The 24,220-nt window shown below is 44.0% G+C and carries 27 protein-coding genes and 1 other annotated feature; of the genes, 5 read left to right on the forward strand and 22 right to left on the reverse strand.

Annotated elements, in window-relative coordinates:
- Positions 1 to 117: 117 nt before the first annotated feature.
- A complete protein-coding gene (gene abnA, locus M1D65_RS14030; RefSeq protein WP_015251497.1) occupies positions 118 to 1,089 on the reverse strand; it encodes an arabinan endo-1,5-alpha-L-arabinosidase AbnA in 972 nt (323 codons plus the stop codon).
- A gap of 198 nt (positions 1,090 to 1,287) precedes the next feature.
- Positions 1,288 to 2,373 (reverse strand): M42 family metallopeptidase, encoded by a 1,086-nt coding sequence (locus M1D65_RS14035; protein WP_024573509.1) that lies wholly within the window; start codon positions 2,371 to 2,373, stop codon positions 1,288 to 1,290.
- A 183-nt stretch (positions 2,374 to 2,556) separates the two neighbouring features.
- Here M1D65_RS14035 and ysdB point away from each other — a divergent pair, with 183 nt between their 5' ends.
- A complete protein-coding gene (gene ysdB / locus M1D65_RS14040; RefSeq protein ID WP_029318219.1) occupies positions 2,557 to 2,949 on the forward strand; it encodes a sigma W pathway protein YsdB in 393 nt (130 codons plus the stop codon).
- Positions 2,950 to 2,964: 15 nt separating this feature from the next.
- Here ysdB and M1D65_RS14045 read toward each other — a convergent pair whose 3' ends face one another.
- The 4 genes from M1D65_RS14045 to infC are packed head-to-tail and all read right to left on the reverse strand — an operon-like array spanning position 2,965 to position 4,416.
- Positions 2,965 to 3,234, reverse strand: coding sequence for a DUF1294 domain-containing protein (locus tag M1D65_RS14045; RefSeq protein ID WP_003229490.1), 270 nt, complete (start codon positions 3,232 to 3,234; stop codon positions 2,965 to 2,967).
- A 56-nt stretch (positions 3,235 to 3,290) separates the two neighbouring features.
- Entirely contained in the window at positions 3,291 to 3,650 is a 360-nt protein-coding gene (gene rplT / locus M1D65_RS14050; protein WP_003222420.1) for a 50S ribosomal protein L20, read from the reverse strand.
- Between the two features lie 31 nt (positions 3,651 to 3,681).
- Complete coding sequence (rpmI, locus tag M1D65_RS14055) at positions 3,682 to 3,882, reverse strand: 50S ribosomal protein L35 (protein ID WP_003222418.1); 201 nt, start codon at positions 3,880 to 3,882, stop codon at positions 3,682 to 3,684.
- A 12-nt stretch (positions 3,883 to 3,894) separates the two neighbouring features.
- Entirely contained in the window at positions 3,895 to 4,416 is a 522-nt protein-coding gene (infC, locus tag M1D65_RS14060) for a translation initiation factor IF-3 (RefSeq protein WP_010886591.1), read from the reverse strand.
- 58 nt (positions 4,417 to 4,474) lie between these two features.
- Positions 4,475 to 4,605: a sequence feature (ribosomal protein L20 leader region), on the reverse strand.
- A gap of 257 nt (positions 4,606 to 4,862) precedes the next feature.
- On the opposite strand from infC, the gene M1D65_RS14065 reads away from it, so the two are divergent.
- Positions 4,863 to 5,525 (forward strand): hypothetical protein, encoded by a 663-nt coding sequence (locus M1D65_RS14065; RefSeq protein ID WP_041851081.1) that lies wholly within the window; start codon positions 4,863 to 4,865, stop codon positions 5,523 to 5,525.
- Positions 5,526 to 5,556: 31 nt separating this feature from the next.
- On the opposite strand, the gene lrgB is transcribed toward M1D65_RS14065, so the two are convergent.
- From lrgB to lytS, 4 genes are all read right to left on the reverse strand, one after another.
- Positions 5,557 to 6,252, reverse strand: a complete 696-nt coding sequence (lrgB, locus tag M1D65_RS14070) for an antiholin-like protein LrgB (RefSeq protein ID WP_003229482.1) — start codon at positions 6,250 to 6,252, stop codon at positions 5,557 to 5,559.
- Between the two features lie 21 nt (positions 6,253 to 6,273).
- Positions 6,274 to 6,714, reverse strand: coding sequence for an antiholin-like murein hydrolase modulator LrgA (gene lrgA, locus M1D65_RS14075; RefSeq protein WP_014477620.1), 441 nt, complete (start codon positions 6,712 to 6,714; stop codon positions 6,274 to 6,276).
- A gap of 133 nt (positions 6,715 to 6,847) precedes the next feature.
- On the reverse strand, positions 6,848 to 7,573 hold the full coding sequence (lytT, locus tag M1D65_RS14080) for a two-component system response regulator LytT (RefSeq protein WP_019712907.1): 726 nt from the start codon (positions 7,571 to 7,573) through the stop codon (positions 6,848 to 6,850).
- Positions 7,551 to 9,332 (reverse strand): two-component system sensor histidine kinase LytS, encoded by a 1,782-nt coding sequence (gene lytS, locus M1D65_RS14085; protein ID WP_019712906.1) that lies wholly within the window; start codon positions 9,330 to 9,332, stop codon positions 7,551 to 7,553. Before lytS ends, lytT begins: the two co-directional genes overlap by 23 nt.
- Positions 9,333 to 9,498: 166 nt before the next feature.
- Here lytS and M1D65_RS14090 point away from each other — a divergent pair, with 166 nt between their 5' ends.
- On the forward strand, positions 9,499 to 10,281 hold the full coding sequence (locus M1D65_RS14090; RefSeq protein WP_032726370.1) for an HAD family hydrolase: 783 nt from the start codon (positions 9,499 to 9,501) through the stop codon (positions 10,279 to 10,281).
- Positions 10,282 to 10,319: 38 nt separating this feature from the next.
- On the opposite strand, the gene thrS is transcribed toward M1D65_RS14090, so the two are convergent.
- From thrS to M1D65_RS14135, 9 genes are all read right to left on the reverse strand, one after another.
- Complete coding sequence (gene thrS / locus M1D65_RS14095) at positions 10,320 to 12,251, reverse strand: threonine--tRNA ligase (protein WP_014480529.1); 1,932 nt, start codon at positions 12,249 to 12,251, stop codon at positions 10,320 to 10,322.
- Between the two features lie 394 nt (positions 12,252 to 12,645).
- Positions 12,646 to 13,491 carry a putative sporulation protein YtxC gene (ytxC, locus tag M1D65_RS14100; protein ID WP_021480288.1) on the reverse strand — a complete coding sequence of 282 codons (846 nt, stop codon included), beginning with the start codon at positions 13,489 to 13,491 and terminating at the stop codon, positions 12,646 to 12,648.
- A 78-nt stretch (positions 13,492 to 13,569) separates the two neighbouring features.
- Positions 13,570 to 14,211: a TVP38/TMEM64 family protein gene (locus M1D65_RS14105; RefSeq protein ID WP_038828001.1), complete on the reverse strand. Its 642-nt coding sequence runs from the start codon at positions 14,209 to 14,211 to the stop codon at positions 13,570 to 13,572.
- 33 nt (positions 14,212 to 14,244) lie between these two features.
- Positions 14,245 to 15,180 (reverse strand): primosomal protein DnaI, encoded by a 936-nt coding sequence (dnaI, locus tag M1D65_RS14110; RefSeq protein WP_038827989.1) that lies wholly within the window; start codon positions 15,178 to 15,180, stop codon positions 14,245 to 14,247.
- Positions 15,181 to 15,207: 27 nt separating this feature from the next.
- On the reverse strand, positions 15,208 to 16,626 hold the full coding sequence (gene dnaB / locus M1D65_RS14115; RefSeq protein ID WP_021480291.1) for a replication initiation membrane attachment protein DnaB: 1,419 nt from the start codon (positions 16,624 to 16,626) through the stop codon (positions 15,208 to 15,210).
- Positions 16,627 to 16,740: 114 nt separating this feature from the next.
- Complete coding sequence (nrdR, locus tag M1D65_RS14120) at positions 16,741 to 17,199, reverse strand: transcriptional regulator NrdR (protein ID WP_003223586.1); 459 nt, start codon at positions 17,197 to 17,199, stop codon at positions 16,741 to 16,743.
- Between the two features lie 272 nt (positions 17,200 to 17,471).
- Positions 17,472 to 17,852, reverse strand: coding sequence for an adenosylmethionine decarboxylase (speD, locus tag M1D65_RS14125; RefSeq protein WP_003223584.1), 381 nt, complete (start codon positions 17,850 to 17,852; stop codon positions 17,472 to 17,474).
- Between the two features lie 238 nt (positions 17,853 to 18,090).
- Positions 18,091 to 19,113, reverse strand: a complete 1,023-nt coding sequence (locus tag M1D65_RS14130) for a glyceraldehyde-3-phosphate dehydrogenase (protein WP_003229459.1) — start codon at positions 19,111 to 19,113, stop codon at positions 18,091 to 18,093.
- Positions 19,114 to 19,318: 205 nt separating this feature from the next.
- The gene (locus M1D65_RS14135; RefSeq protein WP_003229458.1) at positions 19,319 to 19,699 is read right to left on the reverse strand and encodes a winged helix-turn-helix transcriptional regulator; all 381 of its coding nucleotides are present in this window, start codon (positions 19,697 to 19,699) and stop codon (positions 19,319 to 19,321) included.
- 183 nt (positions 19,700 to 19,882) lie between these two features.
- Between M1D65_RS14135 and M1D65_RS14140 the strand changes: the two genes are divergently transcribed.
- Both M1D65_RS14140 and ytbE read left to right on the forward strand, forming a co-directional pair.
- A complete protein-coding gene (locus tag M1D65_RS14140) occupies positions 19,883 to 21,073 on the forward strand; it encodes an MFS transporter (protein WP_456270598.1) in 1,191 nt (396 codons plus the stop codon).
- Between the two features lie 23 nt (positions 21,074 to 21,096).
- Complete coding sequence (gene ytbE / locus M1D65_RS14145) at positions 21,097 to 21,939, forward strand: aldo/keto reductase YtbE (protein ID WP_133954300.1); 843 nt, start codon at positions 21,097 to 21,099, stop codon at positions 21,937 to 21,939.
- Positions 21,940 to 21,979: 40 nt separating this feature from the next.
- On the opposite strand, the gene coaE is transcribed toward ytbE, so the two are convergent.
- The 3 genes from coaE to mutM form a co-directional block, all read right to left on the reverse strand.
- Positions 21,980 to 22,573: a dephospho-CoA kinase gene (gene coaE, locus M1D65_RS14150; RefSeq protein WP_004398928.1), complete on the reverse strand. Its 594-nt coding sequence runs from the start codon at positions 22,571 to 22,573 to the stop codon at positions 21,980 to 21,982.
- Between the two features lie 15 nt (positions 22,574 to 22,588).
- Positions 22,589 to 23,221, reverse strand: coding sequence for a sporulation membrane protein YtaF (gene ytaF / locus M1D65_RS14155; protein WP_003229449.1), 633 nt, complete (start codon positions 23,219 to 23,221; stop codon positions 22,589 to 22,591).
- Between the two features lie 166 nt (positions 23,222 to 23,387).
- The gene (gene mutM, locus M1D65_RS14160; RefSeq protein WP_029318229.1) at positions 23,388 to 24,218 is read right to left on the reverse strand and encodes a DNA-formamidopyrimidine glycosylase; all 831 of its coding nucleotides are present in this window, start codon (positions 24,216 to 24,218) and stop codon (positions 23,388 to 23,390) included.
- Between the last annotated feature and the right edge of the window lie 2 nt (positions 24,219 to 24,220).

The following is a 24,220-nucleotide window of genomic DNA, read 5'->3' on the forward strand; positions in this document are numbered from 1 at the left end:
ATAGAAAATAAACCTATAAATAAATATTTGTACGAACAATTTCATTATAGTAATTGACTATTATACTGTCAATCTTTTCTTTTAAAAAAAGCCGGGGGCAGAGCCCGGCTTTTTGATTCAATAGGACGGCCAGCCCGAACTCCAATTCAAATCATTGATAAGAAGCTTTGGAATGCCGTTGTCATTGGCATCATAGGCATGGCGAACAAGAATGTTTCCGTTCACAATATCCTGGCCTCCAGGTCCTTTCCATTGGTCATTGCCCGAATCCAAAATGGTGCCTCCGCCTTCAAGCATGCTTTTTCCGCTTTTATCAAGATAAGGACCTGTAATGTTTTTGGACCTTCCGTAAGCAATTTTGTACGTACTGTTTACCCCGTCACAGCATTTATCAAATGAAACCATTAAATAGTAATACCCATTTTGATACGTAAGAGTAGGAGCTTCTAAGGCACCTCCATTATTCGGTCTAGCTGCAATCGAATAGAGCGAGCCTGTAGGCTTCATCGTACTCTTATCGAGCTTAGTCAGCTTAATGCCGCTCCAAAACGAGCCGAATGCAAGCCACGGGTTGCCATCCTTGTCGAATGTCAGCTCCGGATCAATGGCGTTATAATTATTTGAGCTTGTCGAACGAATCACCAAGCCCTCGTCCTTCCAGCTCCCCGAACTGATGCTTGTTGAAGATGCCAGGCCAATGGCAGATGTATTGCTTCCAAAAGAAGAAACGGAATAATACAGCCAGTACTTGCCGTTATAGTATTGGATGTCCGGCGCCCACTGGTTTTGGCCATAATTCGGCACATAATTGGACCACCACGATAGCGGTGTAGTGAAAATGGATTTTTGTACGGTCCAATTTTTAGCGTCTGAAGACTTCAAAACCCGCAGTCCCCGTTCTTCAGTAAGCCCTGTTCCGAGCGCATACCATGAGCTCCCCTCTTTAATCATAGTCGGGTCATGAAGCAGTTCATTGGATGCACCCCAAAACGCTGCCTCTGCGGGAGCAGCAGAAGTGAATATCAAACCTGCAGCCAGAGCTGCACTCGAAAAATGTAAGAAGCGTTTCCATGTTTTTTTCTTTTTCAATTTTGTTTAACCTCCTTTATATTAGAAAGCGCTTACAAATTAGATTGTTTATCCTCCCTTCCTATCAAATCGAGCTGCGTATCGTATATCGTCATGTTCAGGAAATTTTCGGTATCCCCTTTATTGTAGTCACTATGCTGTAATTTGTACAGACAAAAAAATAGAATCCGCCTCAATAGGCGGATTCTTCCGTATCTTTTATTGGTACGTAATTTCGTCAACCGTTTTTCGGTCTAACTTCTTAATGACTTCTGTAATTAACTTTACCGCGTTTTCATAATCATCACGATGCAGCATGGCCGCGTGCGTATGAATGTAGCGGGTTGCAATGGTAATGGACAGCGCAGGAACGCCATTTGCCGTCAAATGGATGGCACCCGAATCAGTTCCGCCGCCGGCAATGGCATCAAATTGGTAGGGAATGCCGGCTTCCTCTGCAGTTGCCACAACTGCATCGCGCAAACCTTTGTGAGAGACCATAGATGCATCATAAACGATAATCTGCGGGCCTTTGCCCATTTTGCTCTGCGCTTCCTTCTCGGAAATGCCAGGCGTGTCTCCTGCTATCCCTACATCAACACCAAACGCAATATCAGGCTGAATGGTGTGTGCAGCCGTTTTCGCTCCTCTCAGCCCGACTTCCTCCTGCACGGTTCCGACGCCATACACTATATTTGGATGGTCTGTGTTTTGTAAGTTTCTTAACACATCAATTGCAATCGCACAGCCGATGCGGTTGTCCCAGGCCTTTGCGAGTAGGAATTTTTCATTGTTCATGACCGTAAACTCAAAATGCGGAACGACCATATCTCCCGGGAGTACACCCCACTCCAAGGCTTCTTCCCGGCTTGAAGCTCCAATATCAATAAACATGTCTTTTATTTCCACTGATTTTTTTCTTGCTTCAGGAGACAAAATATGAGGCGGCTTAGATCCGATAACCCCTGTGATTTCTCCTTTTTTTGTGACAATGGTGACGCGCTGGGCAAGCATAACCTGAGCCCACCAGCCGCCAACGGTTTGAAAACGGATAAAGCCTTTATCGGTGATTTGTGTCACCATAAAGCCGACTTCATCCAAATGTCCGGCGATCATAATTTTCGGGCCGTTTTCTGCACCAGTTTTTTTGGCAATTAAACTGCCCAGGCGATCTGTTGTCACCTCATCAGCAAATGGTTCTATGTATGATTTCATCACTTGCCTTACTTCTCTTTCATTGCCCGGTATGCCTTTTGCATCTGTTAAATCTTTCAGCATGGTCAATGTTTCATCTAATTTTGCCATGTTCCAAACCCTCCTTCATCAGTCCTGCATTCTTATTATACAAAACATAGCGCTAACCATACGACTATTTCACTTGAAAATCGGGTATATGTTTTTACAGCTTTCTTTTAGAAAAAGTGAAACCTTTTTCTATGCTTTTCGTATTACATCAGATCATCACCATAAGGGAGGTGCCTTCACACAATGTTTGTCATGGTTCTAAGGATTATTTTGCTTGCACTTTTTGCTTATTGTATTTATGCCGTGGTCAAATATGTCGCGAATCCTAAGAGAAGGCTTAAGCTGGCCCAATCAAAAGAACATTTTTATATTATTGATGAACAAAACAATACCCGGAAGAATTTTCAGCTGACGTATAAAGGCGTGCTTTTTGAGGGAGAAAAGCATATTCCTTCCAAGGATCATCCGCTGTTTATTCACACGATCTTTGTCTGGACAGAATCTCCTGAGAAGCTGAAGCATTTCTCTGCAAAAGATTTTGAGAGCATTGAAGAAAAAGTGCTGGAACGATATCCAAATTGTAAGATTGACTGGGACCAGCCCATTAAACTCGCAAAAAAAGCAGAAGAGCGTTAAACGCTTTTCTGCTTTTTATAAATCAAACGGGCTGTAGTAAATAGCGATGAGAATCGCTTCAATTACCAGAAGAAGCGGTACTCCGTACTTAAAAGAAGCGTGTTTCGTTTTATGTCTGAAGGTTTGCATGCCAAGCCAGACACCGAGCGCTCCAAACACGATGGCTATCAGCCACAGCCGGTCTTCAGAAATTCTCCACTTGTGCTGCTGCGCTTTGCGTTTGTCAATGCCCATCACCCAAAAACCGCACAGATTAATCAACACCAAATAAGCAGCAATAATCATGTTGCCTCATCCTTTATATAGAAAAAGCCGCTCTGCTGGAGAGCGGCTCTATATGATTACTTGTTTAATTGAGCTTTAGCAGCATCAGCAAGCTGATTGAATGCAGTAAGATCGTTTACAGCAAGATCAGCAAGCATTTTACGGTTTACTTCGATACCAGAAAGCTTAAGACCGTGCATTAAACGGCTGTAAGAAAGGCCGTTCATGCGAGCAGCTGCGTTGATACGAGTGATCCAAAGTTTACGGAAATCACGTTTTTTCTGACGACGGTCACGGAAAGCATAGTTTCCAGATTTCATGACCTGCTGGTTAGCTACTTTGTATAATGTATGTTTTGAACCGAAATAACCTTTTGCTAATTTAAGAACCTTTTTACGACGCTTACGTGTAACAGTTCCGCCTTTTACTCTTGGCATTGAATTTCCCTCCTAATTGTTCCTTATCCGATTACTTGATGTTAGCAAGCATTTGTTTGATACGTTTGAAGTCTCCTGCGCTTACAACAGCACTCTTGCGAAGCTTACGCTTTTGCTTTTGAGATTTGTTGGCGAATAAGTGACTTGTGTACGCGTGAGAACGTTTTAACTTCCCAGAACCTGTCTTTTTAAAACGTTTAGCAGATCCGCGGTGAGTTTTCATTTTTGGCATGGGATTTCCTCCTTATTGCTTTTCGTTTTTCGGTGCGAGCATTAAGAACATGCTGCGGCCGTCCATTTTTGGTTTTGTTTCGACTGTCGCAACCTCAGCACATGCTTCGGAGAAACGGTCTAATACACGCTGACCGATTTCTTTATGAGTGATTGCGCGTCCTTTAAAGCGGATAGAAGCTTTCACTTTATCGCCTTTTTCAAGGAATTTAATCGCATTGCGCAATTTCGTGTTAAAGTCATGCTCATCGATTGTCGGACTTAACCGAACTTCTTTTAAGTTAATGATTTTTTGATTCTTGCGTGCTTCTTTTTCCTTTTTCTGCTGCTCAAATCGGAACTTACCGTAGTCCATGATTCGGCAGACAGGCGGTTTTGCATTCGCTGCAACTAACACAAGGTCAAGATTTGCGCGGCCGGCGATTTCAAGTGCTTCCTGACGGGACTTGATTCCAAGCTGGTCGCCATTTTGTCCGATTAAACGGACCTCACGTGCACGGATACCCTCATTAACCAATTGATCTTTGCTAATAATGAGCCACCTCCATAGTTTCTTCGAATTGATTCACAACTCATTTTGAATGCATTTTGCAGGCAAACAAAAAGTGTGGGCATTATAAAACACCCACACTACGAACATCTGTATCAATAAAAATGTACGGTCAACCTGCCAACTACATGCATGTGTCAATCAGGTGAGAAGCGGGTGCTTCTGCTTGTGATTTATATTCAATTCAATAACTATTCTACACAATACCGGATCTTTAGTCAAGGACGACTTATCCGGAACAACTTTTACATTGTAACATGGGTTTTCTATGAGCGCAAGAGAGAAAAAGAAAATCTTTCATCCCCACCCAGAATGCAAAGAACCAACAATTCCCCCCTTATTTCGCAATTTACAACAAAACCACCGACAGGAAGAAATGTAAAACAAAGTTAATCTCTGACCGATATAAGAAGCAGAAGGGAGCCTGACACATGAACAAACTGATACAGCTTGCTTTATTTTTCACATTGATATTAACCGGTTGCTCGAATAGCAGCACATCTTCCGAATCAAAAGTCGAAACTGTTAAGACAACTGCAGCATTTCCTCAAAAGGGGCTGGAGAAAGAGCTAAAAAAACTAAAACCCGTTTCATTGGACATGAAGTTCGAGAGTCCACTTGCTACTGAGTTAGGAAAGCGGAAGGCAAAAGAAGAAGCTGAAAAGCAAAGACAAATCGCCGCAGAGAAAAAGCTTGAAAAAGAGCGGGAGGCGAAACGAAAGAAACAGCAGGAGGAAAAAGCAGAGAGACAGCGATTAGCAGAGCAGCAGGCGGCAGAGAATCAGCGATTAGCGGAAGCAAAAAGACAAGCTGAACTTGAAAGACAGCGGCAGGCAGCAATCCAAAAAGAGCAGAAAGCGAACGCTGAGAAAAAGCGGCAATCACAGGCACAACGGCAGCAGACCGAGGCACCCTCATCTAATAGTAAAAATCCACCATCTTCCTCGAGTCAGACAGATAAAACCATTCAACAGCCAGCTTCAGAGCTTCCTGATGACGATGGTTATGGTTATGAAGAACGAAAAAAGTGGCATGACGATCAAGTAGAATGGGGCATTAAACAAGGGTATATCGATCCCGAAGACGCACCATAAAATAAAAAAAGCCAAGGCATTCAGCCTTGGCTTATCCTCCGATCAGCTGCACGAACACAGGGATGACCAGAACCGTTACCACTCCTACTACGACAACAGCAATACTTGCCATCGCAGCTTCAACTTCTCCCATCTCAATCCCGACCGCTACACCAAGTGCATGTCCGGATGTTCCAAGAGCCAATCCTTTAGAAATCGGATTTTTCACTTTAAACACCTTCAAGAACAATGCTCCGAGCGCATATACGATGACAGCGTTAAAGATGACCGCAAAGGCTGTGATGTCGCTGATGCCCCCGATGCCTTTTGATAAAGGAAGCGCAATTGCCGTTGTAGCCGCCTGCGGAAGCATGCTTTTCATTACGGCCGAATCGAGATGAATGCCTTTAGCGAGCAGATAAACAATCGTGACAGAGCAGATAGAGCCGGCAATAATGGAGGCCATGATTTGCCACCAGTATTTTTTAAGCTTATCTCTTTGTTTGTACAAAGGAATTGCAAATGCGATCGTTGCCGGTTCAAGGAAAAACTTAATGATCTCTCCCCCGTTATTATAATCCGCGTAGGAAAAACCGCCGATTTTTAAAAATGCGATCCCCAGCACCATGGCAACAAACAAAGGAGTGAAAAGGAAGAAGCCTTTCGTTTTCTTAAATAAAAAGGTGCCGATGCCGAATGCAGCAAGTGATACGACAATCCCAAAATAAGGACTCATTGTGCTTTCCATTTGAAGAACCTCCTGTTTCCCTTAATGGTGAACGAGTTCGTTATTGTTCTGCGGGCTTTGTACTGTTTTTGTTTTCATGTCCGCTGCGGTCTTGCGTTTTCCGCTCAGCGAAAGAATCAGCTGAGAAAACAATCCCGTAGCCCCCAGCAAAATAATCGTTGCGAGCAGAATGACAAGAACAATTTGCAGGCCGTATTGCTGCATCACACCAAGCGAATTCATAACAGATATACCTGACGGAACAAATAAAAATCCGATCAGAGAGGTTAAAGACGTTCCGAGCGTTTCCACTTGTTCCAGTTTAATGACTTTCAAACATAATAGGAGAAATAATAAGACCAACCCTACAACCGATGCCGGGATAGGTATTGGGACAATAGCGGCAATCATATTTGAAACCAGCATAATGACGGCAAAAATAAATGCTTGTGTTAAAAACCCGTACACTTTTTTAGCACTCATTTTCTTCACCTCTTTCTCTTTGGTACCCTCATTATAAATAAGAATCCCCTGTTATAAAGCGCTTACAAGATAACATGCCGAATAGCTGGGCTGAGTTGCAGAATCAAATGGCTGAAATGCAAAAAGCCGCCCATCAAATATGGAGCAGCTTTTTCAATTCCTTCGCATATGTCCGGCTGACCGGTATTTTCGATCCGTCTTTCATGATCAGATTATACGTTGAATTAAACCATGGCTGAATTTCTTTAATATATTCGGTATTCACGACAAAGCTCCGATGGACGCGGATAAAATCAGAATCCGGCAGCTTTTTCTCAATCACAACGAGTGTATCGCTGACCGTATAAGAATGATCGAAGGTTTTTACATTGACATGACCATCTTCTGTTCCGGCATAGATAATGTCCTTCGTATCCACAATCACAATCGATTCCCCCACAGATAGCGCGAGCTTGTGCTGGCCCGCATGGCTGTTTTGCTCTATTTCTACAATATCCCGATTGACTTTTTTATATTTTTTCAGCGTTTGCTGAATTCTTTCTTCATCGAAAGGCTTGGTTAAATAATCAAGAGCGTCCACCTCAAACGCTTTGAGCGCATACTGGTCATACGCTGTCGCAAACACAACTGCAGGAGGATGCTTCATTTTCTTCAATCGCTTTGCGATATCAAAACCGTTTTCTCCGGATAAATCAACGTCTAGAAACAGCAAATCAGGTTTTTGATCCATCATTTGGTCAAAAGCGGATTCGATATTTTCCGCTTCATTGATTTCCATTTCCTCATTGGTCCGCTTAAGCAAGTAAGCCAGTTCATCTCTTGCCAGCATCTCATCATCAACTATTAACACCCTGAGCATGTTCTTCTCCCTCTTTCATCTGTTGCATTGGCACTTGAAAGGAAACCTCTGTCCCTTTATGAACCTCACTGCTGATATGCAGTGCAGCCTGCTGTCCGAATAAACCGATCAGCCGCTGATTTAGGTTATAAAGCGCTGTACCGGTTCCCTCCTTAGACGGAAACGGTTTCTTTCCCAGTTCCGGCAAGACGTCCGGCGGAATTCCGCGTCCGTTATCCGCCACCTTCATATAGACGGATGCATCATCAGATAAGACACAGACTGTAACCTTGCATATGTCTTGTTTTTTCGGAAACGCGTGCCGAAGCGCGTTCTCGACAAGCACCTGCAAAACAAACGGAGGGATTTCAATCTGCTCCAGTCTTGTGTCGATCTTAAGCTCAATTTTATATTTCCCGGGAAAACGCGCCTGTTCTAATGACAAATAGGCGTTAAGATGGTTCAGCTCCTTTGAGAGCGGAATCAGCAGCTGTCTCGCTCCTTGAAGGTTTGAACGAAAATAAACACTGAGCTGCAATAGGAGCTTACGGGTTTTTTCAACATCTGTACGGCATAGCGCAGAAATCGTGTTGATCGCATTAAATAAAAAATGCGGATTCACCTGTGCTTGAAGCGCTTTAATTTCAGCATCCTTGAGAAGTTTGCTTTGCAGCTCTGCTTCCCCAAGCTCAAGCTGTGTCGAAAACAGCATGGCCAGCCCCTCGGCAAGTTCCTCCTCTACCTGACTCAGGCCTGCCGGGCTTTTAAAGTACATTTTTAAGGTGCCGATTGTATTGCCGTTCGATGTCAGCGGCAGAACAATTGCAGCGTGCAAAGGGCATTCAGCATGCGTGCATTCAATCTCTTCCTGCGAAATCGCCTTCATAATATGCCCTGTTTTAATCACCTTTTTGGACAGGCCGGTGATCAAACTTTTCGATGGGATGTGGTGATCCATTCCCGCACCGACATGCGCAAGGATCTTTTCTTTATCAGTGAGAGACACCGCATCTGTTCCTGTCAGCTTATGGATAATAGCCGCTACACTTTTACAGGAGTTTTCATTTAATCCTTGGCGAAAAAATGGAAGTGTCTGATCAGCAATCGTCAGCACTCGATGCGTTTCGAGAGCTCTTGCCTGTTCTTCCTTGCGAATGATCGCTTGAATAATAGACAGAAAAATAAAACTGCCTGTTCCATTGATGAGTATCATCGGAATTCCGATCATGCTGACAAGCTCCCAAGCGTCACTGAACGGCTTTGCCATCAGCAAAATAATGATCATTTGCAGTGACTCCATGCCGATTCCCACAAGAGCGGCGATGCGCGGTGTCGGCATTCGATATCGCTTCGTAAAATACCTGCCGATCAAGCCTGCAAGAACACCCGCTAAAATAGATGATACGGCACAGCTTAAAGCCGTGCTGCCACCGAGTGAAAAACGATGCAGGCCCGCCAGTATGCCGATCCCAGCTCCTACAAACGGACCTCCGAGAAGGCCCCCGATTTCCACGCCCAAAATACGGGTATTCGCGATAGAGCCCGATGGATCTATCGTAAACACCCAGTCATTGTTTACAATCATATTTCTTTGAATTTCGATGCCTGTATAATTGCTGATGATGCTGAAAAGAGAAAAAATTGAAATTAAAATCGCTTTTCCTTTATAGCCGTCCTGATTCTGAAGAGCTTGTCTGAAAAGTTTCGTATGGGCGAGAATGAACCCTAATATAACAATAATCCCCACTCTCTCCAGCATCATAATCATTAAATGAATCATTCATGTCACCTGTTCTTTCCGTTTTCATTCTAGCATGTTTTCGTTTTACGGCTGACTGTTTTTTTAAAATCGTCTGAAAACATATTTCACAAGGCTTTTATCTATTGTAAAATAAAACATGAGCCTTTTGGCAGAAAGATTTGAATCTGAAGCAGAGGAGAAGATCATGAAAGCCGTATTTTTTGATTTAGATGATACACTACTTTGGGACGAAAAAAGCGTCAGAACAACATTTGCAGAAACTTGCTTACAGGCGGAGAAAAAATATGGCCTTGACCCTGAGGAATTCGAAGCAGCTGTTCGCGAAGCGGCGAGAGAATTGTACATGTCATATGAGACGTATCCATATACAGTGATGATCGGCATTAACCCGTTTGAAGGACTGTGGTCCAATTTCTCAGAGCCAATCAGTGAAGGCTTTCAAAAGCTGAACAAGATTGTGCCGGAGTACAGAAGAAATGCATGGACAAACGGACTGAAAGCGCTTGGGATCGATGATCCTGCATATGGCGAATACTTGGGAGAGTTTTTTGCGGCAGAGCGCAGAAAACGCCCGTTTGTATATGATGAAACTTTTGCTGTACTCGATCAATTAAAAGGCAAGTATGAATTATTGCTTTTGACAAATGGCGATCCGAGTCTGCAAAAGGAGAAGCTTGCCGGCGTACCTGAGCTCGCTCCTTACTTCAATGAAATCGTCATCTCGGGCGCATTCGGCAAGGGCAAGCCGGATGTTTCAATTTTTGAACACTGCCTTAAGCTGATGAATATTGAAAAAGACGATGCCATCATGGTCGGCGATAATTTGAATACTGATATTTTAGGCGCTTCAAGAGCCGGAATCAAAACCGTTTGGATCAACCGGACTGATAAGAAAAACGAAACTGACGTAACGCCTGATTACATCATCAGCAGCCTTCATGATTTGTTTCCTATATTAGAGAAATAAAAAAGCATGATCTCTTCAACGAGATCATGCTTTTTATTTTATTTTTTCGCTTCAGCTACTGCCTTTTTCACAAACTCATCAAGTGAAATGGTTTCAGAGTTCTGTTCTCCGTATTTACGCACGTTTACCGCTCCGTTTTCTGCTTCTTGGTCACCGACCACCAGCATGTACGGGATTTTTTGCATTTGCGCTTCACGGATTTTGTAGCCGATTTTTTCATCGCGGCTGTCGACTTCAACACGCAGGCCTTCACGCTGCAGGCGTTCCTGCACTTTTTTCGCGTAGTCTAAATGCACAGCCGGAGAAACCGGGATGACTTGGAACTGAACCGGTGCAAGCCATGTCGGCAGCGCGCCTTTGTGTTCTTCGATTAAGAAGGCAACAAAGCGTTCCATTGTTGAAACGACACCTCTGTGAATGACAACCGGACGGTGCTGCTTGCCGTCCTCACCGATGTATGTCAGGTCGAAACGTTCCGGCAATAAGAAATCAAGCTGAACCGTAGACAGTGTTTCTTCTTTTCCGATCGCAGTTTTCACCTGAACATCAAGTTTAGGGCCGTAGAATGCCGCTTCACCTTCTGCTTCGTAATAGTCGTGGCCGATTTCGTCCATTGCCTCTTTCAGCATGGATTGCGCTTTGTTCCACATTTCATCGTCATCAAAATATTTCTCTGTATCTTCCGGATCGCGGTAAGACAGACGGAATGTGTAATCACTTAAACCGAAGTCTTCATAAACATCCTGGATTAAACGGACTGTACGGATAAACTCATCCTTAATTTGATCCGGGCGCACAAAGATGTGTGCATCATTTAACGTCATTCCGCGTACCCGTTGAAGCCCTGACAGCGCACCTGACATTTCATAGCGGTGCATCGTTCCAAGCTCTGCAATACGAATCGGAAGCTCGCGGTAACTGTGAATGTCTTGTTTGTAAATCATCATATGGTGCGGACAGTTCATCGGACGCAATACAAGTGTTTCATTGTCCATTTCCATCGGAGGGAACATGCCTTCCTGATAATGATCCCAGTGTCCTGATGTTTCATACAGCTCTTTGCTGCCTAGCACAGGTGTGTATACGTGCTCATAGCCGAGGCTGATTTCTTTATCAACAATGTAGCGCTCGATGACGCGGCGGATTGTCGCGCCTTTTGGCAGCCAAAGCGGCAGGCCTTGTCCGACTTTTTGAGAGTTCGCAAACAGCTTTAATTCTTTGCCGAGCTTTCTGTGGTCGCGTTCTTTCGCTTCTTCTAGCATACGAAGATGCTCTTCAAGATCAGCTTTTTTGAAGAAAGCTGTGCCATATACGCGCTGAAGCATTTGGTTTTTGCTGTCACCGCGCCAGTATGCGCCTGCAAGGCTTAACAGCTTAAATTCTTTGATTTTTCCGGTTGAAGGAACGTGGACGCCGCGGCACAGGTCAAAGAATTCGCCTTGCTCATAGATCGAAACGGTTTCTCCTTCAGGAATCGCATCCAATAGTTCAAGCTTCAGGTCGTCGCCGATTTCCGCAAAACGGGCTTTCGCTTCTTCACGGCTGACTTCTTTTCGAACGATCGGAAGGTTCGCATTAACGATTTTTTTCATTTCTTTCTCGATTTTCGGCAGATCCTCCGGTGTAATCGCTTCGTCCATTTCTACATCGTAGTAAAACCCGTTTTCGATAACCGGACCGACGCCGAATTTAACATCCTTGTAGATGCGTTTAATCGCTTGAGCCAGCAAGTGAGCCGTACTGTGGCGCATAATTTGAAGACCTTCTTCTGAGCCTTCTGTAATGATTTCCACTGTACCGTCTTCATTGATCGGCGTTCTCAAATCGATTTCTTTTCCGTTCAGTTTTCCGGCTAATGATTTTTTCTTTAATCCCGGACTGATGGATGCCGCGATATCTTCTGTTGTTGTTCCTTTCGCAAACTCCTTGACTGCTCCATCAGGAAATGTGATTTTTACCATATCTGACATCTTTGTCACTCCTTTTTTTGCATATAAAAACCCCGCCCCCTATGAAAGGGACGAGGTTGAATAAACGGAATCGTGGTTCCACCCTTTTTTCCGCAAAGCCAATACGGCACCTGCGGCTCTAAGCTCTGTAACGGGAGTTCCCGTCAGCCATTACTGTTCCTTTTCAAGAGGTTCACAGCTGAAGTTCAAAGGCGGTAAAGCGAATGGTCCTTAGCTGGGAAGCTTGCAGCCAGGGCTTCCCTCTCTTTGAGCCGGTATCATTCCTTCGTGTCCTTATCAATACGTGTGTCTTTCTTAATCTCCTATGTATTATAAATTGTTCAATCCAAAAAATCAACACGATCGCGTTTCCTTTTTTTAAACCGACAGCCTTATATAGACAGGCTGCCGGCCCTCATCCTTCCGAGTGCTTCACCGGTATTTCTGCATCTGTAAAAGCATGCAGCGGGAGCATTTCCACTCTCTCTTGAAATACGTTTTGAATGGTCCTTGCCATCATGTGCTCGGGCTGGTCGGTATAAAGCACGACTTCATCAGGCGCAATGGAAATCAGCGGCGCGAGCAAATGAGAATCAATATACATAGGATGATCCCGGACAAATCTTCTGTCTATGTATTTCATTTTTTCCCGTTCCGGCACATAGCGCAGCTCCCATAATGTAAAGGAACCATCATGGACAATATGCACTTTTTTGATTCGCGGCTGTTTGGCGTTCACATAGTCTCTGAGTGTTTGAATAAAGTTTTGATATTCCTGTTCCATCTTATATTCATCAATCGCTGCTTCTGTAATATCTCTCAGCTGCTTATAGTATGATCCAAGTCGGAAGGTCTGAAAGGAGCGAATGTAAAATACTCCTTCCTCTAAACAGATCGTTTGGAGTTCATCCAAAATAGATTGTTTCCGTGAAAGCTTCAGCGGCTCAAACGGAAGATCGTCTGCTTCACCTTCAATAATACTGTGTGCGAGCTGAAGGATTTGCTGCTGTTCATCCTGGTCCGTGAAACAATAAGTTTCCTCAATCAATGACAGCATATGCTCGTCTTCTTTGCATTCCAAAAAAAATTTGACCAGAATCGGCTCCATAAAACGCTGAATAGGAAAAGCCGGATTCGCTTTTTCAATCCCGATTTTTCGTATGCCTTCACGGACAATGATATTGTTCCGATCGTCCGAATGCTGAATGAGATGTAAAAAAGCGGCTGCATCATGGTCATCTTCAAAGATTATTTCAAGCATGTTTGTCCCCCCTTACGGCATCTGTTACAAGTATATGGGGGATGTTTTTAAAATAGACGTAAAGGTCACTGGCAAATCTTAATTTGATTCTTGGAACAAGTTTTGCATTTTCTTTCTGAGGATGAATGGCAGCGAGATAAACACGATATACAGAGCTAGGACAAGAAAGAAAGCGGGCAGATTGCCAGCCAAAAAGCTCGCACCCAGCACATTAAGCGCAATCGTCCCAGGAATGATACCCACAGCCGTCGCCGCAAAATACGGCAGCGCTTTGACATTGGAAAGACCTGCCGCATAGCTGACGAAATCAAAATTGATCGGCAGGATTCTCAAAAGAAAGATGTAGAAAAATCCGTTATCCTCCATTTGCTTCTGAATGGCTTCAAGCCTTTCGTAATGCCCGTTCTTTTTCGCCGAAAACAAACCGGCCGCAAAAAACGAAACAGCTGAAGCGCACATTGAACCGACTAACGTATAAAGCGTGCCGAGAAGCGGGCCAAACGCAAGTCCGCCAGCTATTGAAATAACAGACACCGGAAATAAAACAAGTGGCCTGACGATGGATATCCCGATAAACATCAGAGGTGCAAAGACTCCGAACGACAATACCCAAACCCTGATTTCTTTCGGCGATACATTCAAATACGTTTTATTTCCCCAATAGAGTAAACCAGCACCTGCAAGCACTGCCAGCCATTTGACAGCCGTTTTTCGTTTCATACCCTCAGTTCCTTCCCCTTTGAACCACAGCAATTATGGATGTCGGCGGTTTTCTCCGTCAAGGCGGATCGGAGCAGCCAAATATAATATCCGCTCCATTAATCTTGCAGCTTTTACTTCTTCTTTTTCTCCCCTCTGCGAATACGTAAAATGATGCTTCAGCTCGTCAGGTGAGAAATTAGAAGAAAAGAACGTTGGCAGCTGCTGGGACATTCTGTGCTGAAGCACCGTTCCGATGACTTCATCCCTTACCCAGCTTGTCATTGATTCTGCTCCGATGTCATCAAGCATCAATACGGGTGTGGTCTTTACCATATTGAGCTTCTCTTCCAATGTCTGGTCTTGCAGCGAATTTTTAAGCTCTCTCACAAATTCAGGCACATAGACAATCATGGAGGAGTACTCTTTTTCCGCCAGCTCATTGGCAATTGCAGCGAGCATAAACGTTTTTCCTACCCCAAATTTCCCGTATAAATATAATCCTTTCCCTTTTCCCGTCTCATTATAGCTTTTCAGGAAGTCTGTAACATGCTGAAACATCGCGAGCCTGCTCGGGTCACTGATATCAACTTGCTGGAACGTCGCTCCGAGAAGATCCTGCTGGATATACATGCTTTTCATAAGAGACTTTTGTTTCTTCTGCTGGTCGAGCTTCCGTTTGACTGGACATTCATAATACTCGATATCAATAGACCGCCCACTGACAACAAGTTTCGGATGGTAGCCCTCCAACAAATTGTTGCAGTTTTCATCTTCCGAACAATAGGAGCAATTCTTGCTTTGTTCAATATATTCATAAAGCTTATTTAAGCTCTTTTCGATCATTTTTTGGTCAATCACTTCTTCGTTTTCCTTCAAAAATGCTTGAACATCTTGATCTTTCATGACTTTTTCCTTCATTTGTTCAAGACGTTTTTGGAAATCCGGCCTGCCGGTTACGCCCTGCAGGGAACGGCCGATTGGTTCCATCTATTCCTTCACCCCGCATCTCTGTCTTTAATAGGCAGAGTATTTTTTCAGTTTTTGCATTTCTTCCATCATCTTTTTCTTCTGTTCTTCCAAATCCTGCGGATGCAGCTTCTGCTGTCCGGATTCTGAGTCAGACGCTGTTTCCTTTTCTGTCATCCAATCAGGAAGCTTTTCTTCACGAATCACTTTTTGGTTTCGTTTCGAAGACTTTGTTTTTCCTTCAGCCCATTCAAGATACTGGCGGTTTTCTTCTATTGCGAGCTTCATCGCTTCCCTGACCGTTTTTACCTTTTTGCGTGCCCAATGCGAAGCGATTTTTTGGATATAGTTTTTGGACAGCTTCATGTCGGTTTTCAGCATGACATAATAAATTAACACATTTGTGACGCCTGGCTCGAGCTTCTGTTCGAACATAATTTCTTCTATGATCTTCAGATCAGCTTTTGACGGCTCTGTTCCGTCAGCAATGTCCTGCAGAAGCTTCTTCGGGGAAATCGCCTCAAGCAATGCAATCAGCTTCCCATCCAGAGAATCCTCTTCTGCCGGTTTTTCGCCTTCACGCAGATGCATCGGCTGTGTTTTTTCCACCAAATCGGGCAGCTGTCCGTTTCTTTCAATTTGATACCAGTCGCTCGCCGCTTTTCTTAATGCCTCCGTCGTAATGACGTCACGCTCATCAATTGCGCTCATTACAACATTTTGCATTTGCAAAGGGTCAATTCCGTACAGATAAGAAAGCTTTTTGATTGTGTCCCGCACCTGCTGGGTCATCGCTTTTCTCGGTATCATCGTCTCAGAAAGTCCCGCTAAAAACAAATCAAAATCAAATACATCCTCCGTTATGGTGTAGGACGGAGACTGTCCGACAGAAGTATACTCGGACCCCTCGGCAAGCCTTACCGTTTCCTCCATATCGGATGTGAGCTTCCATTCACTCGGCTGCAGCGATTCAAACGCATGATTAAACGGACGCGTAATGTCCTTCGCATCTTCTGAAATGGCCGGGTGCGTAAAAAATTGTTTTAATTGCTGATATTTCGTTTTTCCGACTCTATTATACAGAAAAACATTCAGCATTCCGTCTTCAAAAAATTCATTCGGTCTGAGCGGCGGAAGGAGTTCATATATAAAGAGGCGCTCCTGCCGCTCGGATTCTTTCATATATACTTTCAGCAATCCGATGCCCTCGAGCTTCCCCTGTTCCTGATGGATCGTTTTTAAGTTGGACTGTGTCATCCCCATCAGCTGTCTATGTGTGGACTCTCCGCCCCACAGACGGTTTTGTTCAAGCTCTCCCCACAATGTCATATAAAGAGAGAATGCAACAGGGCCGATTAAGGGCTGGTACAGTTGTGTAATAATTTGTCTGTCAATATCCTGCAGCATCGATCTGCTTTTAACCACATACGGGTCTACAGGCAGTACATCTTTCCAATAGTCAGCCATACATTCTCAAACCTTCCGAATTTGTTTCTACCTTTCATTTTACACCGTTTCTTATATCTATCAAATGCCAATTTTGCACATGAGAAAAGAGCTAGAAGAATCCTCTTAGCTCTTTTAACGCTCTTTCTTTATTAAGTCTTTTAATTCGTCGATAAAGACGTTTATATCTTTAAACTGCCGATAGACGGACGCGAACCGCACATATGCGACTTCGTCAATCTTAGCCAGCCGGTCCATGACCATTTCTCCGACGAGCTCACTCTTCACCTCGGAGCAGCCTTGATTGCGAAGCTCTTTTTCAATATCAAAGCACATGTCTTCAAGCGTTTTGAGTGAAACAGGCCTTTTTTCACATGCTTTTATGAGGCCGCGCAGCATTTTTTCTCTGCTGAATTCCTCACGCACACCTTCTTTTTTCACGACGATGAGCGGGGTTTCCTCCACTTTCTCAAAGGTCGTAAACCGGTAGTGGCAGGATTCGCACTCGCGTCTTCGGCGAATCGACTTTCCGTCATCCACAGGCCGTGAATCAAGGACTCGTGTTCCGTTATGCTGGCATGAAGGACATTTCAATAAAATCAGCTCCCAACTATATCGTTCCCTGCAATGTATTTTCGGCAGCCTCCGCCTTTTAAAAATAGATGTGACAGCATCTGTCGGGAGAGCCGTTGTTAAATTTGTTTCTATAGCATTAGGTGGTTGTGAAAATCTCCTTCTTATTTTACAAAAAAAATGAAAAAAGAAAAAGCTGACACTCTCGTTTCTTTATAAAAATAAAAGGAGCATAAGCTAAAAAGCGCATAATGGCTTTCTAGCTTCAGCTCCCTTTGTGTTCGCAATTTACTTTATAGTACTTTCGCTTGCGCCTGTTTAATTTGCACAGGCCCCATTCCTCTTGGTATTTCAATGTTTTCTCTTGTATCAGCATGTAATGCCTCTGCAATGTAATCAGCAGCGACATTAGGATCTAAGTCTCCACAAGTATAAACATCAATGCTCGCATATCCGTGCTCAGGAAAACTGTGAATCGTTAAGTGTGATTCAGAAATAATCACAACTCCGCTTACGCCTTGCGGTGCAAATTTGTGAAATGCAACCTCGCGCACCTCAGCACCTGATTTTAGAGCAGCATTTACAAACGTTTTTTCAATAAAATCCATGTCATTCAGCTTATCAAAATCGCATCCCCATAGCTCGGAGATAACGTGACGCCCCATTGTTTCCATAGTCATGGACCCCCCTTAACAAGAATTAAAAAGTGAAATTCCAACAACTGGGTCGGCCATTTACCACGGGGGAAAGTTAGTCCGGAGAGGTCCTAACCCTTTAAGTAATTCCGAAACAGTCTCAAGCAAGAAGTTCACGAAAAATAGTATACTGTGTTTAAGTCTAATTTGCAAGGTGCGTTTTTTCAGAAATATGCTGTTAAGGGTTTTTTCTTTAAAATGTGTCCATGACCTTATTTTATACAGCAGACGGATGTTTCATTCGTGCCGCTACATGGCGGATCAGATCAACAACTCTGCAGGAGTAGCCCCATTCGTTGTCATACCACGCCAGCACCTTTACTTTCCTGTCTTCCATTACCATTGTTGTAAGCCCGTCAATGACCGCTGAATGCGGATTCGTATTATAATCAGTCGAAACGAGCGGTTCATCTGAGTAATCAAGTACACCGTACATCGACGTTTTGGCAGCGCGTTTAAATGCCTCGTTTACTTCTTCAGCCGTAACATCCGTTTTCAGATCAACAACGAGATCAACCAATGAGACGTTCGGAACAGGGACACGCAAGGCGAGGCCGTGAAGTTTTCCTTTCAGATGCGGCAGCACAAGCGAAAGCGCCTTTGCCGCTCCTGTTGTCGTCGGAATGATGGATTCACCGCAAGCCCGCGCCCGGCGCAAATCTTTGTGCGGGTTATCAATATTTTTTTGGTCATTCGTATACGCATGAACTGTAGTCATCAGACCGCTCTCAATGCCAAACTCTTCATCCAGCACTTTTACAACAGGCGCAAGGCAATTTGTCGTGCATGACGCATTTGAAATAATGACATGGCGCTCAGCGTCGAATTGGTCCTCATTTACGCCCATCACAATGGTAACGTCTTCATTTTTTCCCGGAGCGGTCAAAATCACTTTTTTTGCGCCTGCTTCTATATGGCCCATCGCTTTATCTTTAGCATTAAACTTCCCTGTTGCTTCGACAACTATGTCAATATCATATTCCCGCCAAGGCAGCTGTTTTGGATCACGGCTGTTTAACAAAAGCACTTTCTTTCCATTTACGATCAGGCTGTCTTCACCAGCCACAACTTCTTTGTCGTATCTGCCGTGAATTGTGTCATACTTTATTAAATGAGCCAGCGTTTCTGCGGAATAGCTGGCGTTAATGGCCACTACTTGAATTTGATCGTCTAACATCGCTTTTCTAAAAACCATTCTTCCGATTCTTCCAAACCCGTTGATCGCTACTTTTACCTTCATGTTGGACACCCCTTATCAATTATGCCATCCTAATTTGTTACTATCTAAAATTAGTATAACACATTAAAACAAATTCGCCAGTACATATTGATAAAAATCAACGATTATAACGCTAATTTATGATGCATCTTATGTTTTCTTGCACAGAATATCAGGCGTAAGAACCAAAAAGCAGCCAGCGCTCCGCACTGACTGCCCTCATGCTTTATGATTCCTGTTTTAACTTATCATTGAGCACACTTTCTTCTAGCACAGAAAATGTATCCCCGTACACTCTGTTAATATGATTCGCTCCCCAAGCACACAGCATATCTAAAATTCCTTCTAAGCTGCGGCCGTATTCGCTGAGCTCATATTCCACTTTGGGAGGAACTTGATTATATACGATTCGGTTAATGACACCGTCCGCTTCCAGCTCGCGCAGCTGCTGAGTCAGCATTTTTTGCGTGATGTTGGGCATTAGGCGTTTTAATTCGCTTGTGCGTTTTTTTCCGTGCGTCAGATGGCATAAAATGACGCATTTCCATTTCCCTCCAATCACTTCAAGAGTCGCTTCAACAGAAATGTTATATTTTTTCTTCTCCATACAATCCATTCTCCTCACAGGCACCAAAAAGTGACTATAGCACTTCAAAGTACGTACTTTTATTTCTTAACGATATGTTTCATAATCACATTTGCCGGCTGATTTGAATCTGCTCTTTTTTATTTATATAGCTTACTCGGCAGAATTTCAATCATACAACACATCTTACAAAGGAGGAACATCATGACTTCAGCCAATAAAAGTAGTATTCCTGCACTACTGGCTTTGGCCGTAAGTGCATTCGCAATAGGGACAACTGAATTTATCAGTGTCGGCCTTTTGCCGCTCATTGCTGATGACCTGGATATTCCCGTCACGACAGCAGGATTGACCGTTTCCCTTTATGCGCTCGGCGTTACATTTGGGGCACCTATATTAACTTCATTGACCTCAAGCATGTCACGCAAGACACTATTGCTTTGGATCATGTTTATTTTTATTGCCGGTAATACGATGGCAGCAACCGCTTCAAGCATCGGGATTTTACTAGCAGCACGTGTGATATCGGCATTTTCGCACGGTGTGTTTATGTCGATCGGTTCGACAATCGCAGCGGATATTGTCCCGGAAGATAAAAGGGCTAGCGCGATTTCAATTATGTTTACCGGCCTCACTGTGGCAACTGTAACCGGAGTTCCTTTTGGGACATTTATCGGCCAGCAGTTCGGCTGGCGTTTCGCCTTTATGGTCATTATCGCCGTCGGAATCATTGCTTTCATTACAAATGGCATTCTTGTACCGTCCAAATTACGAAAAGGGACGAAAACAACGATGCGGGATCAATTGAAGCTTGTGACAAACAGCCGGTTATTGCTTTTATTTGTCATTACAGCGCTTGGATACGGAGGAACATTCGTTGTGTTCACGTATCTGTCTCCCCTGCTTCAGGAAGTAACAGGCTTCAAAGCCGGGACTGTTGCAGTGATTCTGCTCGGATACGGAATAGCTATTGCTATCGGCAATATGATTGGCGGAAAGCTGTCAAACCGAAATCCAATTGCCGCTTTATTCTATATGTTTATCGTACAGGCAATTGTTCTATTCGTACTGACATTTACAGCCCCGTATCAAGCAGCTGGGCTCATTACCATTCTCTGTATGGGATTGCTGGCCTTTATGAACGTGCCCGGCCTTCAGGTGTATGTCGTCATGCTGGCTGAGCGTTATGTCCCGAGTGCAGTTGACGTCGCATCCGCGATGAATATCGCTGCCTTTAATGCAGGGATCGCGCTTGGGTCATACCTTGGCGGTGTGATCACCGATTCAATCGGATTGATTCATACCGCTTGGATAGGCGGATTAATGGTGGTCGGTGCAGTCATTTTAACAGGCTGGAGCCGCTTGATGGAAAAACGAGATCGGCAGGAAGCCTGACAATTTTAAAGGAGGAAATGAACATGACAACACATTTACAAGCAAAAGCAACACTTCATAATGGGGTAGAAATGCCTTGGTTCGGCCTTGGCGTGTTCCAAGTGGAAGAAGGATCTGAACTGGTAAACGCAGTTAAAACTGCCATTGTTCACGGGTACCGCAGTATTGATACTGCAGCAATCTATGGAAATGAAGCTGGAGTCGGAGAAGGGATTCGGGAAGGCATTGAAGAAGCAGGCATTTCAAGAGAGGATCTGTTTATCACATCGAAAGTATGGAATGCGGATTTAGGCTACGAAGAAACACTCGCCGCGTTTGAAACAAGTCTGTCCAAACTCGGTCTGGATTATTTGGATCTATACCTCATCCACTGGCCTGTAGAAGGAAAGTATAAAGAAGCTTGGAGAGCGCTTGAAACGCTGTATAAAGAAGGCCGCATCAAAGCGATTGGCGTAAGCAACTTCCAAATTCACCATCTTGAAGATCTGATGACGGCAGCTGAAATTAAGCCTATGATTAACCAAGTGGAATTTCACCCGCGCCTCACACAAAAAGAGTTGATAAGATACTGCCAAAATCAGGGCATCCAGATGGAGGCTTGGTCACCTTTAATGCAGGGACAGCTGCTGGATCACCCTGTATTGGCTGACATCGCTCAAACATATAATAAATCTGTCGCACAAATTATTTTGCGCTGGGATCTGCAGCATGGCATTATTACGATTCCTAAATCAACGAAGGAACACCGCATTAAAGAAAATGCAAGCGTATTTGACTTTGAATTAACGCAGGGTGACATGAACCGAATCGATGCACTGAATGAAAACTTGCGCGTCGGTCCTGATCCGGACAACTTTGATTTTTAATGGCAAAAAAACACCGTTCAATATGAACGGTGTTTTTTGATTATGCCCAGCTGTTCATGATTTCATCAAGCTGCCTTTTGGTCTCTTCAAGCGTGCCGCTGTTATCAATGACTTGATCTGCTCTTGCTGTTTTTTCCTCTAAGGGCATTTGAGAGCGGATACGGCTGACTGCTTCTTCTTCCGTCAGCTGATTGCGCTTCATCAGACGTTCCAGTTGAAGCTCTTTTGTCACACTGACCACAATAATTTTATCAACCAATGATTCCAATTTGCTTTCGAACAATAGCGGGATATCCAATACAACAAATGCCTCCCGATTTGCAACGGCTTCATCACGGCGATTGAGCATTTCCTGCCTGACTGCGGGATGAACAATTGCATTTAAAGCGAGACGTTTTTGTTCATTTGTAAATACCAGCGCTCCAAGCTTTTTTCTATCTATATCGCCATTTGAGAGCAGTATGTCTTCACCGAATTCGTCAATGATTTGCCGGTAGGCCGGCATCCCTTTTTCTACCGCTTGTTTTGCAATGATATCTGCATCTATAACTGTTATTCCTTTTTCAATCAGCATATTGGCTACCGTGCTTTTGCCGCTAGCTATTCCTCCCGTTAAACCAATGACTAAGGTCAAGAGATCCACTCCTTTTTACAATTTCCAGAGCCCAATCGTGATTAATAGAAGCCCCGGCAAAAACGCCATTTTATCGATCCATTTCCACTTAGACAGAAAATGGCCGGCATTGATTCCAATTGATACAAACAGCGAGCTCATGATTGCCACGGCGATGCTCATCACAATCGGCGAAAAACCGAGAATGGCTGCGCCTATACCTGCTCCAAAGGCATCAATCGATAAGGCAAATCCCAATAAGACCGCCTCAATTCCGTTGATCACACCCGATTTGTCGATATCCGCACTCATGGGTTTTCTCAAAATATGAATCACAATTCCTAATGACCGAACCTCTAGATTAAGCAGTGTTTTTTCATGCAATAGGTATTCTTTATCTTTTGCCGGTTTGAAAAATTGATACAGAACCCACGCACCGATTCCAACCAATATCAAACCGCCAAGCTTCTCCGTCACATATACAGGAAAAAACTTCGTGAGAAAGCTTCCGATCAGCATGGATATAAACATGACAGCACCGGAACAGCAGGCGATAACCAAAATCGCTTTAAACGGTATTTTCATTTTTCTCAATCCGTACGTAAATCCGACTGAAAAACTGTCCAAGCTGACAGCCAACGCCAGCAGCAGTATAGAAACCATTTGCATATCCGTTTCTTCCTTTCTGTTGGTGCTCTTGTATCAGATGTGAAATGCCCGGGATTCATCACAATCATATATATGGGAAAGTGAAAAATCCGTGTTTCGAAAATGGCATCCTCAATTCCAGAGTTACTGATATATGCACCGACAGCTTGGACAATGAAGCATTATGCTACTTTTTTGTCTGGCACTTTGCGCAAAAATGCGTGCCTCTTCCTCCAACGACAATTTTCGAAATCATCGTTCCGCAATTTTTGCATGGCTCGTCTTTTTTTCCGTACACAAAATGCTGCAGCTGGAACATTCCGATTTCCCCTTGGGAGTTGATATAAGAACGGACTGTGCTTCCGCCCGCATCAATCGCCTCCTGCAGAGTGTTTTTGATTTCAGCGTGAAGGGTTTTGATTGTTTTATCTGATAATTGATTTGCTTTTGTCTCGGGATGGACACCTGCTCTGAAAAGAGCCTCATCCACATAAATGTTCCCGAGTCCAACTACCGTTTTTTGATCCAGTAGGGCAGTTTTGACAGCGCGGTTTGTTTTCGCAAGCCGTTCTTTTAAATACGCACTTGTAAATTCTTCTGCATCCGGCTCCGGACCTAACTGAGAAAGCGGGAGCTCGCCCGCTTCTTCTCCCGGTTTAAATAAGTGCATGGTTCCAAATTTCCGCACATCCCTGTACCGGAGCTGGGTTCCATCCGTCATCGTGAATATGACATGCACGTGTTTATCGTCAGGCTCCTCGGCTTGATGAAGACCGTATTTTCCTTCCATTCGAAGGTGAGAAACCATAACATAATGATCTAAATGAAACAGTAAAAACTTTCCCCGTCTTCCGATGGACTGTATCGTTTCTCCTGCTAGTTTTCGCGCAAATTCCTCCGGTTCGGCAGGCCGTTTGATGATATTCGGCCATCTGATCTCTACCGATTTGATTGTTTTTCCCTTTACAAGCCCGGTCAGAGTGCGCCGGACCGTCTCAACCTCTGGTAATTCCGGCACAT

It is taken from the genome of Bacillus sp. JZ39 (genome assembly GCF_053903145.1).